Raw genomic sequence first — 15507 nt, forward strand, 5'->3', positions numbered from 1 at the left:
GAGGTTAAAGGCCATCTGCCCGCCCGCCGCACCCAGCATCTCACCGCCCTTCGCATTTTGCAGCAGCATAATCTGCAGCGGTGCGGAGAGGGCGAACAGACCGGCGCAGCAGACAAAACCAAGGGTTAGCGCCCCCACTTTGCTCACACCCGCGACAAACATCACCAGCATGGCGAGCATAATCATCAGCTCCGTCACCACCGCAATGCGTAGCGGGCTGAATCTAACCGACACTTTGCCGCTGAACATATTGCCCAGCACCATACCCAGCCCCATGAGCATCATAATCAGCGTCATCGCGGTCTCGGTAAAACCCGGGACGTTAACCATAAACGGCTTCACATAGCTGAACCAGGCGAAAACCCCTGCATTGCCAAACATGGTGGCGGCGAAAATCAGCCACGGTTCCGGCTTTTTCAAAAAGTGAAACTGCGCACTCATGCGGCTTGTGCGAGTATCAAACAGCGACGGTACCCAGAAAATGACCGACACGATGACCAGCGCAAAGAAAACGGCGATCATTAAAAAGGTGTAGCGCCAGCTAAAGGCGTGGCCAATCCACGTGCCGAGCGGAATGCCGATCAGGTTGGCAACGGTCATCCCGGCGATCATACCGGCCACCGCCATCGTCACTTTGCCCGGCGGGGCAATTTTCGACAGGATGATAGCCCCCACGCCGAAGATCGCGCCGTGGGGGAAACCGGAGATCAGCCGGGCGATAATCAACATCGTATAGGAGGTTGAGAAGGTAAACAGCGCATTGCCGACGAGGCACAGGGCCACCAGAAACAGCAGCGTGCTTTTAAGGGAGAAACGGTTGGAAAACAGCGCCATGATCGGCGCGCCGATCACCACACCAAATGCGTAAGCGGAGATCATATGTCCCGCTGACGGAATAGAAATGCCAACATTGTTGGCGAGTTCCGTTAACACGCCCATAAGGCCGAACTCCGCCATGCCCAGACCAAAGGTCGCAAGTGCCAACGAAAAAACGGTTTTTTTCATACCACTAACCACTTGTTAAAAGATTGCGACTGGCATTATTGACTATTCACCGCGGGCAGACCAGTTTAAATGGCCAAGCTGGCACATACGTCCATCATTTCAGGCAGGTTTTTGCATATGCGGAACGTGTGACGGGAGGAAACGCTCCGGCGAATTTACCGGAGCGTGGTTGACTCACTTAATGCCTTCGGTGCTCTCTTTTTTCGCTTCCAGACGCTCAACGTCGCGATACCAGCGCGGGTGGTGTTTCTGCGCCCAGCGGCGGCTCACCTTTCCTTCGATCATCCCTTTGATCGAGCCTTTGACCCAGAACGCCATATACATATGGATCAGGATCGCGTGCAGCAACACAATCGCCGAAGCCGCATGAATGAGCAGGCTGTAGCGGATCACTTCAATCGGGAAATAGGGAGCAAAATAGGGCCGCCAGATAATCACGCCGGTCACCAGCAGCACAAAAATCATGCTCATAATGGTCCAGAACATCATTTTCTGTCCGGCGTTATATTTGCCGACCTTCGCCACCTTGTGTTCATTGCCTTTCAGCACTTCGACAATGTTTTTCAGCCACGGCAGATCTTTGCGGTCCGGGATGTTGTGATGCACAAAGCGCACAAACATAAACATCAGCGCGAGGAAGATCACCACACCAAAGAACGGGTGCAGAATGCGCCCCATCTGCGGCGTACCGAAGGTCTCCGTTAGCCACTGCAGCGTCGGGAAGAAAAAGGAGATGCCCGACAGCGAGACCAGGAAAAAGCACACCACCACCGTCCAGTGACAAGCGCGGTCAATAAAGGTGGTGCGCACAATCATTTTTGACTTACTCATGATGTTCCTCGTCGTCGTCCACTTCTTTATTCGGCCCGATGCCAATGTAGTGGTAAATCAGCCCGGCGAAGGTGGCGAGGAAGCCCGCCGCCGACAGCGGTTTTAGCACCCCTTTCCACAGATTCACCGCCGTGTCGATCTGCGGATCTTTTGGCAAATTGTGGTACAGCCCCGGCTGGTCGGCATGATGTAGCACATACATCACATGGGTACCGCCCACGCCCGGCGGGTTATAAACCCCGGCGTTGGTGTAACCGCGTGCTTTCAGCTTCGCCACACGTTGTTCGCCCAGCTCCAGCATCTCGGCTTTGGTGCCGAAATGAATCGCCCCGGTCGGACAAGTTTTCACACATGCCGGTTCCTGACCGACGCTGACGCGATCGACGCAGAGGGTGCATTTATAGACCCGGTTATCCTCTTTATTGAGGCGCGGGACGTTAAATGGACATCCGGCGATGCAGTAGCCGCAGCCGATGCAGTTCTCCTGCTGGAAATCGACGATGCCGTTGGCGTACTGAATAATCGCCCCCGCCGACGGGCACGCTTTCAGGCAGCCAGGATCTGCGCAATGCATACAGCCATCTTTGCGGATCAGCCACTCCAGCTTGCCGTTCTGATCCGTTTCGCTAAAACGCATCACCGTCCAGGATTTGGCGCTCAGATCGGCGGGATTGTCATACACCCCGACGCAGTGCCCCACTTCATCACGGATATCGTTCCACTCGGAACAGGCCACCTGGCAGGCTTTGCAGCCTACACAGGTGGAAACGTCGATAAGCTTCGCGACTTCCGCTTTGTAATCCCTTGCACGCGGCGGTTGCGTAACCGGATTGGTGGCGGAGCGTTTCAAAATGTCTTGCGTTTCCAAAGCCATAATTGCGCCCCCTTACGCCTTCTCAATGTTGACTAAAAACGCTTTGTACTCCGGCGTTTGCGAGTTCGCATCACCGACGTTCGGCGTGAGCGTATTGGCGATATAGCCTTTTTGCGCCACCCCTTCAAAGCCCCAGTGCAGCGGAATGCCGATGGTTTCCACCTGCTGACCGTGCACCTGCAACGTCTGCAAACGACGCGTCACCACCGCAACAGCGCGTATAAAGCCGCGTTTGCTGCTCACCGTTACGCGATCGCCGTTGTTGATGCCTTTTGCCGCCGCCAGGGTTTCGCTGATTTCGACAAACTGCTCCGGCTGCGCAATGGCATTGAGACGCGCATGTTTGGTCCAGGTATGGAAATGTTCCGTCAGGCGGTAAGTGGTGCCGACATACGGGAATTGATCCTTTTTACCCATCCGTTTGGCATCGTCCTCGAACAGACGCACCACCGGGCTTGACACTACGTTCGGGTGCAGCGGGTTAGTACCGAGCGGTGTTTCCATCGGCTCGTAGTGTTCCGGGAACGGTCCTTCCGCCAGCTTATCGAGAGCGAACAGACGTCCCAGCCCTTCCTGCTGCATGATGAACGGCCCGGTATTGCTGCCCGGCGGCGCGGTGTTAAAGTCCGGGATATCATTCCCGACCCACTTCGCACCGTTCCACTTGATCAGCATCCGTTTCGCATCCCAGGGTTTGCCTTGTACATCCGCAGAGGCGCGGTTGTAGAGCACGCGGCGGTTCATCGGCCACGCCCACGCCCAGCCGAGGGTGTTACCCAGCCCGGAAGGATCGGCGTTGTCGCGGTTCGCCATCTGGTTGCCCTGCTCGGTCCAGCTGCCGCTGTAGATCCAGCACGATGATGCGGTGGTGCCGTCATCGCGCAGCAGCGCAAAGCTGTTCAGCAGTTGACCTTTTTTCACCAACAGCTGTCCGTTCGGGTCATAAAGATCCGCCAGCGCATAACCGTTGTTCTCTTTGGCAATCTCTTCCGAGTGTGGATTGTGCGGCTGGCTGTAGTTCCAGGACATTTTCAGCAGCGGCTCCGCGCCTTTACCGCCTTCGTGAGTGTACATTTCGCGCAGACGGTGGAGGATCCCTGAAAGGATTTCGCCATCGTTCAGCGCTTCGCCCGGCGCATCCTGGCCTTTCCAGTGCCACTGCAGCCAGCGCCCGGAGTTAGCAATCGAGCCGTCCTCTTCAGCAAAACAGGTCGATGGCAGACGGAACACTTCTGTAGCGATCTCCGCCGGAGAGACATCGTTCATCTCGCCGTGGTTCTGCCAGAAAGTGGAGGTTTCGGTGACCAGCGGATCGATAACCACCATGTACTTCAGCTTGCTGAGCGTACTGACGACTTTGTTCTTGTCCGGGAAAGAGGCCACCGGGTTAAAGCCCTGGCAGATATAGCCATTCACTTCGCCCTTCGACATCTTGTTGAAGTACTTGATCACATCCCAGGACTGATCCCACTTCGGCAACCAGTCAAAGCCCCAGTTATTCTCTTTCTGCGCCGCATCGCCGTAGAACGACTTCATCAGGCTGACAAAGAATTTTGGGTAATTGCTCCAGTAGTTGACCTGATCCGGCAGCAGTGCTTTCGGCGTATTGGCCGCCATGTACTGTTCCAGCGTGGTCTGTTTTTCCGACGGCAACGTCAGGTAACCCGGCAGACTGGTGGATAACAGCCCCAGATCCGTCAGCCCCTGAATATTTGAGTGACCGCGCAGGGCGTTCACCCCGCCACCGGCCATCCCCATATTGCCGAGCAGCAGTTGGATCATCGCCATGGTACGGATGTTCTGTGCACCCACGGTGTGCTGTGTCCAGCCCAGCGCGTACAGGAAGGTGGTGGTACGATCGACCGCGCTGGTAGAAGCTAATACTTTGCACACTTTCAGGAAGTCGACTTTTGGCGTACCGCAGATATTCTCGACGGTTTCTGGCGTATAGCGATCAACGTGCTGTTTCAGCAGGTTCCACACGCAGCGCGGATCCGTCAGCGTATCGTCGCGTTTGGCATAGCCGTTTTCGTCAAACTGATAGTTCCACGAGGTTTTGTCGTACTGGCGTTTTTGCGCGTCATAGCCGCTGAACAAGCCGTCTTCAAAGGCAAAATCATCCCGCACCAGCAGCGCGGCGTTGGTGTAGTGTTTAACGTATTCAGCGTTGATCTGATTGTTTTCGATCAGGTAGCGCAGCACGCCGGAGAGGAAAGTAATATCCGTCCCGGAACGTATCGGCGCATAGATATCCGCAACCGAAGCCGTGCGCGTAAAGCGCGGATCGACGACGATCAGCGTCGCATCATTGTTGTTTTTGGCTTCCATCGCCCAGCGGAAACCGACCGGGTGGGCTTCAGCGGCGTTGCCGCCCATCACCATCACCACGTTGGCGTTTTTGATATCAACCCAGTGGTTGGTCATCGCACCGCGACCAAATGTTGGAGCAAGACTTGCTACCGTTGGTCCGTGTCAGACGCGCGCCTGGTTATCTACCGCCAGCATCCCGAGGGAGCGCACAAATTTTTGCGTCAGCATGCCGGTTTCATTACTGGCCGCCGAGGCACATAACATACCCGTTGAGAGCCAGCGATTCACTTTTACGCCTGCGGCGTTGGTCTCTTCAAAGTGGGCATCGCGATCCGCTTTCATCAGGCGGGCAATGCGCTCAAAAGCGTCGTCCCAACTAATGCGCTGCCATTTGTCTGAACCCGCTGCACGATACTCCGGGTAGCGCAGACGGTTTTCACTGTGAACGTAATCGAGCAAACCGGCCCCTTTCGGGCACAGCGCGCCGCGGCTGACCGGATGATCCGGATCGCCTTCAATATGATAGATGGCCTCTTTTGCGTTTTTTGCACCATCGCCCAGGCTATACATTAATAACCCGCAACCCACGGAGCAGTATGTACAGGAATTTCGCGTCTCTCTGGCACGGAGTAATTTATAGTTTCGTGCCTGTGCCAGCGCCATTTTGGGAGTGAATCCCAGCATGGCCGCTGTGGTTCCTGCCATCCCGCCCGCGCAGATTTTAAAAAACTTTCTGCGGCTGACGTCCATTGCTTTCCTCAATTATTGTCTACGACTGCGGCGGGAAACTAATCATTTCAGCGCGGCAATTAATTGCGGTAAATCAATAACGCCGGGGGCGTGATACCTAATAGTTTCGCCCGGCAAATTTTTCTTACTCAAAATAGGTAGCTACCGAGTGATGAATTTCACGTAAGCCGTTTTGCCGTGTTATAAGTTTTGCTTTGTTTTTTAGGGAAAATACGCGGTGATGAATAAAAAACGCGCAACGCTAATCGGTTTACTGGCGGTATTACTCTGGAGCACGATGGTTGGTTTTATTCGCGCCGTCAGTGAAGGGCTCGGCCCCGTCGGCGGCGCGGCGATGATTTATACCCTGAGCGGTCTGCTGTTGATTATCACCGTTGGCTTTCCGGACTGGCGTAAATTCTCACCCGGTTATCTTATTGCTGGCAGCGTGCTGTTTGTCAGCTATGAGCTGTGCCTGGCGCTCTCGCTGGGCTTTGCTGCCAGCCGTCAACAGGCGATTGAAGTCGGCATGGTCAATTATTTATGGCCGAGTCTGACGATTATGTGCGCAATATTATTTACCGGGCAAAAAGCGAACGGCTGGATTATTCCCGGTTTATTACTGGCGATATTGGGCGTTAGTTGGGTACTCGGCGGCGACAGCGGACTGAATATCGACAGTATCAAGCAAAATATTATCAGCAGTCCGTTAAGTTATGGGCTGGCCTTTGTCGGGGCCTTTATTTGGGCCATTTACTGTACGGTGACGACGAAATATGCCAACGGCGCAAACGGTATTACGCTGTTTGTCTTGCTGACGGCGGCGACGCTGTGGGTCAAATTTGCCCTGACGTCGCAGCCGGATATGGTCTTTACGCTGCCGGTGGTAGTAAAACTATTGATGACCGCGACGGCGCTCGGTTTGGGATACGCGGCGTGGAATATCGGTATCCTGCACGGCAACGTCACGCTGCTGGCAGCGGCCTCGTATTTCACGCCGGTGCTCTCTTCCGCGCTGGCGGCGGTGGTATTAAGCGCCCCGCTCTCGTTTTCCTTCTGGCAAGGGGCGCTTATGGTGTGCGCGGGATCGCTGCTCTGCTGGTGGTCAACGCGCACACCTCGCAAAGCTTAGGTGTTTTCCACCCGCGCGAGGCTAAACCAGATGCCTATCGCCAGCAGCATCAGCAGCGTTCCGGCGGTGCCGAGGGCAACGCTGTGGGAGTGAATAAAGGCGCTTTTCGCCGCACCGATCAGCGCCTGAGCTATATCGGGCTGTACCTCATGCGCCAGGCGGAACGCTTCGCCAATCGATGAAGAGGCTTGCGCCGCCGCATCATCGCTCAACCCCTGGGGCAGCACAATGGAGGCCGAGAAGGTGCGGGTTAAGATCAACCCAAACAGCGCAATACCTAATCCGGCACCCAGCTCGTACGACATCGCCTCTATTGCCCCTGCGGCAGCGGCTTTCTCTTTTGGCGCGGCGGCCATAATCGCCGCCGTCGAGGCCAGCAGCGCGCTTGCCGCACTAAAGCCCAGCAGCGCCATCAGAATGCCCGCCTGCACGCCCTGGGTGGCGAAATTGGTGGCGGAAAGCCCGAGAAAACTGACCGCGCTCAATGCCATGCCCCCTGCGGCGACCAGCCGTAAACCGAGTTTCGACACCAGCCAGCCTGCAATGGGGCCGCTAAAGCCGCTTGCCAGCATCAACGGCAGCATAAACACCCCGGCGGCGAAGGGGGTAAACCCGTGTACAAACTGCAGCTCCTGGGCCATTAACAGTTCAAAACCGACCAGCGTGACCATCGCCATTATCGCCATCATCACACCGCTTAGGATCACGCGATGGGTAAATAAGCGCATATCGATCATCGGCGTTGCCGCTGCCAGCTGCACACGCACAAACCCTGTCAGCAATGTCGCACCCGCTAACAGCGCAGTAGTCACCATCCACACGGGCAGCGTTCCCTTCAGGGCGGTTTTTGCGCTCCACACCAGCAGCAGAATGGCGGCAATCACGCACAAAGCCTGATTGAGATACAACGGCTGATCGGCCCGCCCTTGCTGGCGCGGCACCAGCCGTGCGGTTAACGCCATCACGGCAAGGACAATCGGCACGTTAATTAAAAACACCGAGCCCCAATAAAAATGCTCCAGCAACATCCCGCCAATCAGCGGGCCGAATGCCGCGCCGCCGGAACCCACCGCAGCCCAGACGCCGATCGCCATGTTGCGCTGCTGCGCATGGGCAAAGGTGTTGCGGATCCCGGCGAGGGTCGCCGGAACGATCATCGCCGCGCCCACCGCCAGCAATGCGCGACAGGCGATAAGCCAGCCGGCGCTGGAAGCGAATGCGGCGAGAAAGGAGGCCGCGCCAAACAGGCCGCTGCCGATTAACAGCAGCCGTTTAAAACCAATTTTGTCGCCCAGCGCGCCCATCGGCAGCACCATTCCCGCCATTACCAGCGAGTAAATATCAATTATCCATAACAGCTCATTGCCGCTGGCATTTAACACCGCGCTTAGTGTGGGCGCGGCGACATGCAGCACCGTCGCATCAATAGCGACTGGAATATAGACCAACACAATAATGACCAGCGTTAACCACTGACGAAACATACTTCTCTCCAACATTTTTCATTCCTGGACAGACGTCCAGGTAGCGATCCTACGGAAAGTTGAACGTATGTCCAGACTTTTGTTACACTTCGCATCTTTCCCCTGTTGCCCTGAGGTGATATGCGTTATCTGAATAAAGAGGATCGCCGTGAAGTGATCCTCACCGCCGCGATGCGCGTGGCGCTGGCGGAAGGCCTCTCTGCCATGACCGTTCGCCGCGTCGCCAGCGAGGCCGCTGTTGCTACCGGGCAGGTTCATCACCACTTTTTGTCGTCGAACGATCTCAAAGCCCAGGCGTTTATCCGCTTGATTGCCGAACTGCTTGAGGTGCAAGTGGTGCCCGACAGCGCGCCGTGGCGCGATCGGCTGCATTCAATGTTGGGCAGCGATGAAGGCGGGCTTGAACCCTATATCCATTTATGGCGCGAAGCGTTACTGCTGGCGAGTAAAGAGCCAGAGATCCGAAGCGCTTACCTGCTAACCATGGAGATGTGGCACAGCAAAGTGGTGCAGATGATTGAGCAAGGCCGCGCCGCCGGGGAATTTAGCAAGGGTGATACGGCGCAAAATATCGCCTGGCGGCTGATTGCGCTGGTGTGCGGCCTCGACGGGATTTGTGTTCTCGGCATGCCAGATGTCGATGATGCGGCGTTCAATCGCCATCTGGCGTTTATGATAGAAAAAGAGCTCGGTTAAGCTTTCTCGTCATGCTGTGCAAAACCGGCCATCACCGCTTCCAGCTGTTGCAGGCTAAAGCCGTGCCGGGCATCGCTCACACCAAGCCCGAAACGGGTTTGCAGTGCTTCATAGAGGGCGGCAACATCGGCAAAGGTCTGCGATTCCTGCACCTGTCCATGCTGCCACTGGGTGAAATGGAAGTTGGTTAAGGTCTGCTTTACGCCATCCGGCAGATGACGACTCATTAGCAAATGGTGGCGAAAATGGGAGGTGGGCCAGTGCGCCGTATGAAAGTTGCCCATCACAAAATCCGCCTGATACTGCTGTCCCATCTCAAACTGATACATTGACTGCCAGCGCTCATGGTGGCGGAACTGCAGTATCCAGTCATCGCCGTTGCGCTGCAAACGGTAAAGCCCGTGTGGCGTGGCCTGCTCAATCCCTTCCTGCAGGCGGATCGGTGCGGTCAGCGACTGCCCGCCAAAGCCAACGTCGGCAATCCACGGCTCGCCCGCCAGCTGTATCAGCAGAATACGATGGGTGCGCGGTGGCATATCTGGCGGATCGGCAATGATCACCCGTCCCAGCAGGCTGCGCACCGTGAACCCCACCTCTTTCAATACCCGTTCAAATAATCCGTTCTGCTCGAAGCAGTAGCCGCCGCGTCGGGCGACCACCAGTTTCTGAAAGATCCCTTCATCGCTCAGATCGATTTCATGGGGCAGGATCACGTCGATATTTTCAAAGGGGATCGCGCCGTTGTGATGTAAATGCAGCCCGCGCAGGGTTTCCAGTGAGACATCGGGGGTTTGCGTCCAGCCGATGCGCTGCAGATAGGCAGTCAAAAAAGGGGTCATACAGGCTCCTTGCGAATGATGTCCCCTTGTTATAACGCATTTTTTTTGCGACGCCGGTAATTTCGTGCCCTTGATTTAGCGCTTTGTGCCACGCTGCATGATGCCAAGGGCCACCAGCATCAGCGTCAGTCCGGTGATAAGCGTCAATGTCGCCATCGCCATCCCCTGTCCTACTGAGCCTTGTTCAAACTGTCGCCAGATAAACACCGCCACGGTTTGCGTGCCCGCCGGGGCTAACAGCAGCGAGGTGACCAGCTCCCGTGAGGCAATGGCGAACACCATCAGCATTGCCGCCAGCAGCGCCGGGAAGATCAACGGCAGCACAATCAAACGCAGCGCCTGTAACGCGCTGGCGCCGTGCACCCGCGCGGCGGGCTCCAGATTCGCGCCGAGCTGGCGCATGGCGCTGCTGATATAGCGCACCGGCCACGGCAGCAACAGACAACAGTAAGCGATAAGCAACATTGCCCAGGTGTTATAGGGCGAAACCGGCCAGAAACTGCGATTCCACAATAAAATCAAACCGACGCCCACCACTACGCCGGGCAACGCCGCGGGCATTAGGGATAACGCATCAATAACCCTGCGCCCTTTTATCTTTTGCATCACCACTAACCAGGCGGCGCATAAACCCACTGCGCCGGTAATCAGCGCCGTGCCGAACGCCAGCGATAAACTGGTGCCGAGGGCGGGCAGCGCATCGCCGCGCTGGGCGAACAGTGCCGCAAAGTGCTTCACCGTGAGGTTATCCAGCGACAGGCCGCCGGAAAGCGTGGCGCTAAAAGCCGTCAGTGTCATCGACAAACCGGGCAATACGACGGCGAGAAAGGCAATGAAAGCCATCACCAGCACGATTGGCAATGTAGCCAACCCGAGCTTTGCGCCGATATTTTCAGCAGGTTTACCGGTGACGCTGGTGACATCGCTATCGCCGGTCAGTTTGCGCTGTAATCCCCAACCGCACAGCGCAATGGCTACCAGCACTAACGACAGCAATGATGCGCCGGGCAGATCGATAGGCCAGTCCGCCAGCTTCTGTTCAATGCCTACCGTCAACATGATTACCCCGGAGCGGCTGCCAAGGGCGGCAGGTACGCCGAACTCTTCCACCGCGAGGGTAAACGCCAGCAGCATCCCGGCGGCCAGCGCCGGGGCGAGCAACGGTAGCGTGATATGGTAAAAGGCCCGCCATGGTGTCGCGCCGTGAATCCGTGCAACCAGCGCCAGACGCTGCCCGCTGGCGAGCAAACTGCGCGACACGGCAAAATAGACCACCGGAAAGATATTCAGCGTCATCACCAGAATAATGCCGCTTTTGCTGAACAGCAGATTATTGAGATCCAGCCCGGTGAGCTGCATCAGGTAGCCCTGCGTTTGCAGTACCAGCATCCATGACAGCGCGGCAATATAGGGCGGCGTTAAAAAAGGAATCAAAAACAGCAGATCCCACAGTTTCGGCGAGGGTAAATCAAACAGCCCGCGCACCACGCCGAGGGGCAAACCGATGATCGCGCTGCACAGGGCTACACCCAACGCAATATGCAGCGTTCCACCAAACATTGCAGGCAGCTGCGGCTCTGCCAGTAGCTGGGGGATGGCGGAAAACGGTGCGCGAAAATCCCCGGCGCTAAAGTGCGGGAACAGCGCCTGCAAAAGAATAAACAGCATCGGCAGTGCTACCAGTATCAGCAGCAGCGCCAGGGTTGCGTGCGCAATTAATCTCTGATTCACAGCGTATATCCTGCAGGCGGGGGTTGCCCCCGCCGATAGAGAGGGATTATTGTGCGAAGAGCGTATTAAAACGTTTCAGAACCTCGCCGCGCTCGCTGCTGCCGCCGCTTTGGGTGGGCAGTACTTTCAGGGCATTAAACAACGGTCGTTTGGCTTCCACATCGGTGCGGGCTGGCATCAGCCAGGCGTCGGCGACCATTTTCTGCCCCTCAGGCGAAAGCACATAATCAATAAAGGCTTTGGCATCGTCTGCATGCTGGCTGGTTTTGAGGATCATCATCGGGCGCGGCGCGATAACGGTGCCGCTGGCCGGGAAGATCACCTTCAGGGATTCGCCCTGCGCGATATTGCCATAGGTGACATAATCGACCGCGCCAAACACCGCTGCTTTTGCCCCCTGCATCACCGGCGTTACCGCCTGCGCATTCGGGCCGCTGACCACCATGCCGTTCTTTTTCAGCGCGTCAAACAGCTGCCAGGCCTTATCGCCCATACCGTTTTGTAGACCGATCAGCAAATCGAGAGAAGCACCGGAAAGCGCCGGATCCGGCGTGGTGACTTTATCTTTAAATTCCGGCAGGGTTAGATCGCGCCACTCTTTCGGCTCCGGGGTGCCGCTTTGGGTGTTCCAGACGATCCCCAGCGCCGAGATGCCCTGAGCGATTGAGTCCGCGCTTTTCATCGTTGCTGGCACGTTATCAGCATTCTTACTGGTAAAAGGCAACAGCCAGCCGCGATTGTGCAGATCTTCGGCGGTATCCCACGAGGCGGAAATCAGAATATCGGCCTGTGGGTTGGCCTGTTCCGCTTCCAGCCGCGCCATCACTTTACCGGTGGTGGCCTGGAAGATATTAACTTTGATCCCGGACTGCTGTTCAAAGCCAGCGGCGAGGTTTTTCGCCAGTGACCCTGGGCCTGCGGTATAGACGGTCAGCGCATGGGCGCTGGAGAAGAACATCGACGACAGTACCATAGCGACTGCGACTCCTTGTTTCACGGACAATAAAGCTTTCATGCAATTTCCCCTGCGGATGGCGTAACGGTGTGGACAGATTCAACGGTGCCGGATGCTAAATGCACAATGCGGTCGGCAAGCCAGTGGGCTTCGCGACGATCGTGGGTGACATAGACGGCAGTGGTGCCAAGCTGGCGCAGCAGATGCGCCATCTCATGACATAAGGATTCACGCAGTGCGCTATCCAGGTTGGAGAGCGGTTCGTCAAACAGCAGGATCGCCGGTTCGGCAATAATCGCGCGCGCCAGCGCCACGCGCTGCTGCTGCCCGCCGGATAACCCGGCCGGTTTGCGCTCGGCAAATTCAGCCAGCCCGACCCTGTTTAGGGCAGCCATCACCCGCTCTTCGCGCGCTTTGCGCGGTACATTGCGCATCCTCAGGGGAAAGGCGACGTTCTGCGCCACGCTCATATGCGGCCAGAGGGCGTAATCCTGGAATACCATGCCAATATCGCGCGCTTCCGGCGGCAGTGCCCAGCCCGCTTTTGCCACCAGTCTGTCGCCAAACCAGATTTCGCCCTCTGCCGGCGTGCTTAGCCCCGCCAGCAGGCGCAGCAGCGTACTTTTGCCGCAGCCGGATGGCCCAAGCAGCGCCACGATAGAACCTGGTTGGATATCTAAGTCGATGTGATTGAGAACCGTATGCGTACCAAAGGCGAAGGAAACGCCGTTGAGCCGGATGTTAGTGAATGCGGTCATCATCCCCTCCCGCGCAAGCAAAAGGTGACGAACCCGCCGTATTGCAGCGGGACGCATCCACCTGAACAGAAGTCAGGGGGAGCAAACATATTGTTATCCTCTTTGGGATTTGATGCCGCTGACTATATGGAAGGAATATGACGGATAAATGACGTCAATATGTCTTATTGATTTTTAACTGAATGTCTACACTAAAAGGCATTACTCTCTTCTCCGATCAAAAGGTTCCTTGTGCGCATCGCAACAATCACCAATTTTGCTTATGTCGCCACCGTTGTGCTAACCCTCTCCTCAGGCGTGGCGCTGTTTATGGCCTCGAACGCGGAGCATGCGGAGCGTGAGGCCGTTGCGCAAAGCCGTATTGTCGATTCGCTGACGGATGCGCTGGAAAAAGAGGCCTGGGCGTTAAGTGATATCGCACGCGAAGCGGTGATCAAAAAACAGCCGGAAACGGTGCAGAGCTGGAAAACCCGTCAGCAGCAGGATGTGGATCTTGAAAAACATCTGGCCGCCCTGCGCGACCGCGGCGCGTCCGATGAGGAGTTGTCGATCCTGCGCGATGGTCTGGCAACGCTGGATCAGCTGGAAGATGAGCAGCGCATCGCTATTGCCGATATGCAAGCCGGGAACGCAAACGAGGCGATGAACCTGTTGTATAGCCCGAGCTACGAAGAGCGGCTTTCCGAGGCGGAGTACCGTTTTGCGCACTTTCGTAGCCTGGCGGATCAGCGCGTGCAGTCGGCGATTTCGGAGGCTACCGAGCGCTCTCTGCGCTTACGCACGGTGTCAGAAATCATGGTCGGGCTGACCGCCCTTTTGTTTCTGTTTGTGCTCGGTTTTATTATCAAACACCGCATCCTGCGCCCGGTGGTGACACTGAGCGATGTGGTCAATCGACTGGCCACCCAGGATTACAATGTCGAAGCGCCGGTGCTGGCGCAGGTGGATGAAATTGGTGATATGGCGCAGGCGATCCGTATCTTTCGTGAAAACGGCCTCACCCGACAGCGGCTGGAACAGGAGCGCGACGCGGAATGGGCGACGCGTACGCTGCTGGCGCGCATGACGCAGCGCCTGCAGGGGTGCGATTCCCATCAGGCCATTTTTCGCGTGGTCAGCCGCTTTGCGCCGCAAATTATTCCCGATATGGGTGGGCGATTGTTTATCCTCAACGCGCAGACGAAACGCATGAAATGCGTGGCGCGCTGGGGCCTGCCGCCTGGCGAAGATGCGCCCTTCGCGCCTGAATCTTGCTGGGCATTGAAACGGGGACAGCTGCACAGCCCCGCCAGGGACAGTATTGATATGCCCTGCGAACACCTCGCGCCAGCCCAGGCTTTGCAGGCGATTTGCGTGCCCCTTAACGCGCAAAATAAAAGTATCGGTCTGCTCACGTTTGATAACACGCATGCCGATAAAGAGCCGCCGTGGATCTACCTGGAACTGCTGGCGGAAACCCTGGCGCTGGCGCTCGCCAATCAGAGCCTGCGCGACACGTTGACGGAGCGGGCGATGCATGACTCGCTAACCGGTCTGTTTAACCGCCATAGCCTGGATGAAACTCTGCGCAATATGCTCGACCACGCGATGGTGGAAAGTTCGCGGTTAAGCGTCCTGATGGTGGATGTCGATTATTTCAAAAAGCTCAACGATCGCTACGGTCACGATGCCGGCGATAAGGTGTTGCGCGAGATGGCGCGGCTGATTAACGAGACGCTGGATGATACCAGCGTCGCTTTTCGCTACGGTGGCGAAGAGTTTCTACTGGTGCTGCCCGGTGCCGATGAGACGCAGGCGAAAAAAATCGCCGAACAGCTTCTGCGTAACGTTATGAACGCACAGATGATCTATGAATCGCAGGATATTGGTCCGGTTTCGGTCTCCATTGGGCTGGCGACCTGGCCGCGTCACGCCCGTGCCGATAACCTGGTGCGTGCGGCGGATCTGGCCCTGTATCTGGCGAAGGAACAGGGGCGCGGGCAGATTGTGGTGGCCCGAAATGCCGTATAAGGCATCAGGGGCTAAGTACAACGAAAATACGCGCGAATCGATTATGGCGGGCTAGGTAAGCAAAAATTTTTGTTGCCAGTCCTCCATCAACGCCGCAGTGCGTTACTAACGTCGCTGACAGAGAATGTTATGCTCAGTTGATTCCGCTGGATC

General features: G+C 56.7%; 12 protein-coding genes. 3 read left to right on the forward strand and 9 right to left on the reverse strand.

The genetic code is table 11. From position 1 onward, the window contains the following. The 4 genes from araJ to fdnG all read right to left on the reverse strand — a co-directional run. Positions 1 to 1005, reverse strand: a 1005-nt coding sequence (gene araJ / locus RW65_RS00615) for an MFS transporter AraJ (RefSeq protein ID WP_039054717.1), incomplete at its 3' end; no start/stop codon positions are given. 174 nt (positions 1006 to 1179) lie between these two features. Further along, entirely contained in the window at positions 1180 to 1836 is a 657-nt protein-coding gene (fdnI, locus tag RW65_RS00620; RefSeq protein ID WP_039054718.1) for a formate dehydrogenase-N subunit gamma, read from the reverse strand. After that, positions 1829 to 2710: a formate dehydrogenase subunit beta gene (gene fdxH / locus RW65_RS00625; RefSeq protein WP_039054719.1), complete on the reverse strand. Its 882-nt coding sequence runs from the start codon at positions 2708 to 2710 to the stop codon at positions 1829 to 1831. The genes fdnI and fdxH overlap by 8 nt, the downstream gene beginning before the upstream one ends. A gap of 12 nt (positions 2711 to 2722) precedes the next feature. Beyond that, positions 2723 to 5770: a formate dehydrogenase-N subunit alpha gene (gene fdnG / locus RW65_RS00630; RefSeq protein ID WP_156123939.1), complete on the reverse strand. Its 3048-nt coding sequence runs from the start codon at positions 5768 to 5770 to the stop codon at positions 2723 to 2725. 220 nt (positions 5771 to 5990) lie between these two features. Here fdnG and yddG point away from each other — a divergent pair, with 220 nt between their 5' ends. Continuing rightward, positions 5991 to 6881, forward strand: a complete 891-nt coding sequence (gene yddG, locus RW65_RS00640) for an aromatic amino acid DMT transporter YddG (protein WP_039054722.1) — start codon at positions 5991 to 5993, stop codon at positions 6879 to 6881. Here the strand turns inward: yddG and RW65_RS00645 are convergent. Beyond that, positions 6878 to 8365, reverse strand: coding sequence for a SmvA family efflux MFS transporter (locus RW65_RS00645; protein WP_039054723.1), 1488 nt, complete (start codon positions 8363 to 8365; stop codon positions 6878 to 6880). The genes yddG and RW65_RS00645 overlap by 4 nt on opposite strands. Positions 8366 to 8485: 120 nt before the next feature. Between RW65_RS00645 and RW65_RS00650 the strand changes: the two genes are divergently transcribed. Continuing rightward, positions 8486 to 9061 carry a TetR family transcriptional regulator gene (locus RW65_RS00650; RefSeq protein ID WP_039054724.1) on the forward strand — a complete coding sequence of 192 codons (576 nt, stop codon included), beginning with the start codon at positions 8486 to 8488 and terminating at the stop codon, positions 9059 to 9061. Here the strand turns inward: RW65_RS00650 and RW65_RS00655 are convergent. From RW65_RS00655 to RW65_RS00670, 4 genes are all read right to left on the reverse strand, one after another. Beyond that, complete coding sequence (locus tag RW65_RS00655; protein WP_039054725.1) at positions 9058 to 9900, reverse strand: arylamine N-acetyltransferase; 843 nt, start codon at positions 9898 to 9900, stop codon at positions 9058 to 9060. The genes RW65_RS00650 and RW65_RS00655 overlap by 4 nt on opposite strands. Positions 9901 to 9975: 75 nt before the next feature. Beyond that, on the reverse strand, positions 9976 to 11631 hold the full coding sequence (locus RW65_RS00660; RefSeq protein ID WP_039054726.1) for an ABC transporter permease: 1656 nt from the start codon (positions 11629 to 11631) through the stop codon (positions 9976 to 9978). Between the two features lie 46 nt (positions 11632 to 11677). Then, a complete protein-coding gene (locus RW65_RS00665; protein ID WP_039054727.1) occupies positions 11678 to 12646 on the reverse strand; it encodes an ABC transporter substrate-binding protein in 969 nt (322 codons plus the stop codon). Beyond that, entirely contained in the window at positions 12643 to 13344 is a 702-nt protein-coding gene (locus RW65_RS00670; RefSeq protein ID WP_039054728.1) for an ABC transporter ATP-binding protein, read from the reverse strand. Before RW65_RS00670 ends, RW65_RS00665 begins: the two co-directional genes overlap by 4 nt. Positions 13345 to 13575: 231 nt before the next feature. On the opposite strand from RW65_RS00670, the gene RW65_RS00675 reads away from it, so the two are divergent. Continuing rightward, complete coding sequence (locus RW65_RS00675; RefSeq protein WP_039054729.1) at positions 13576 to 15354, forward strand: diguanylate cyclase; 1779 nt, start codon at positions 13576 to 13578, stop codon at positions 15352 to 15354. The last annotated feature ends 153 nt before the right edge of the window (positions 15355 to 15507 follow it).

This window comes from Enterobacter sp. Bisph1 (genome assembly GCF_000814905.1).
Lineage (GTDB): Bacteria > Pseudomonadota > Gammaproteobacteria > Enterobacterales > Enterobacteriaceae > Kosakonia.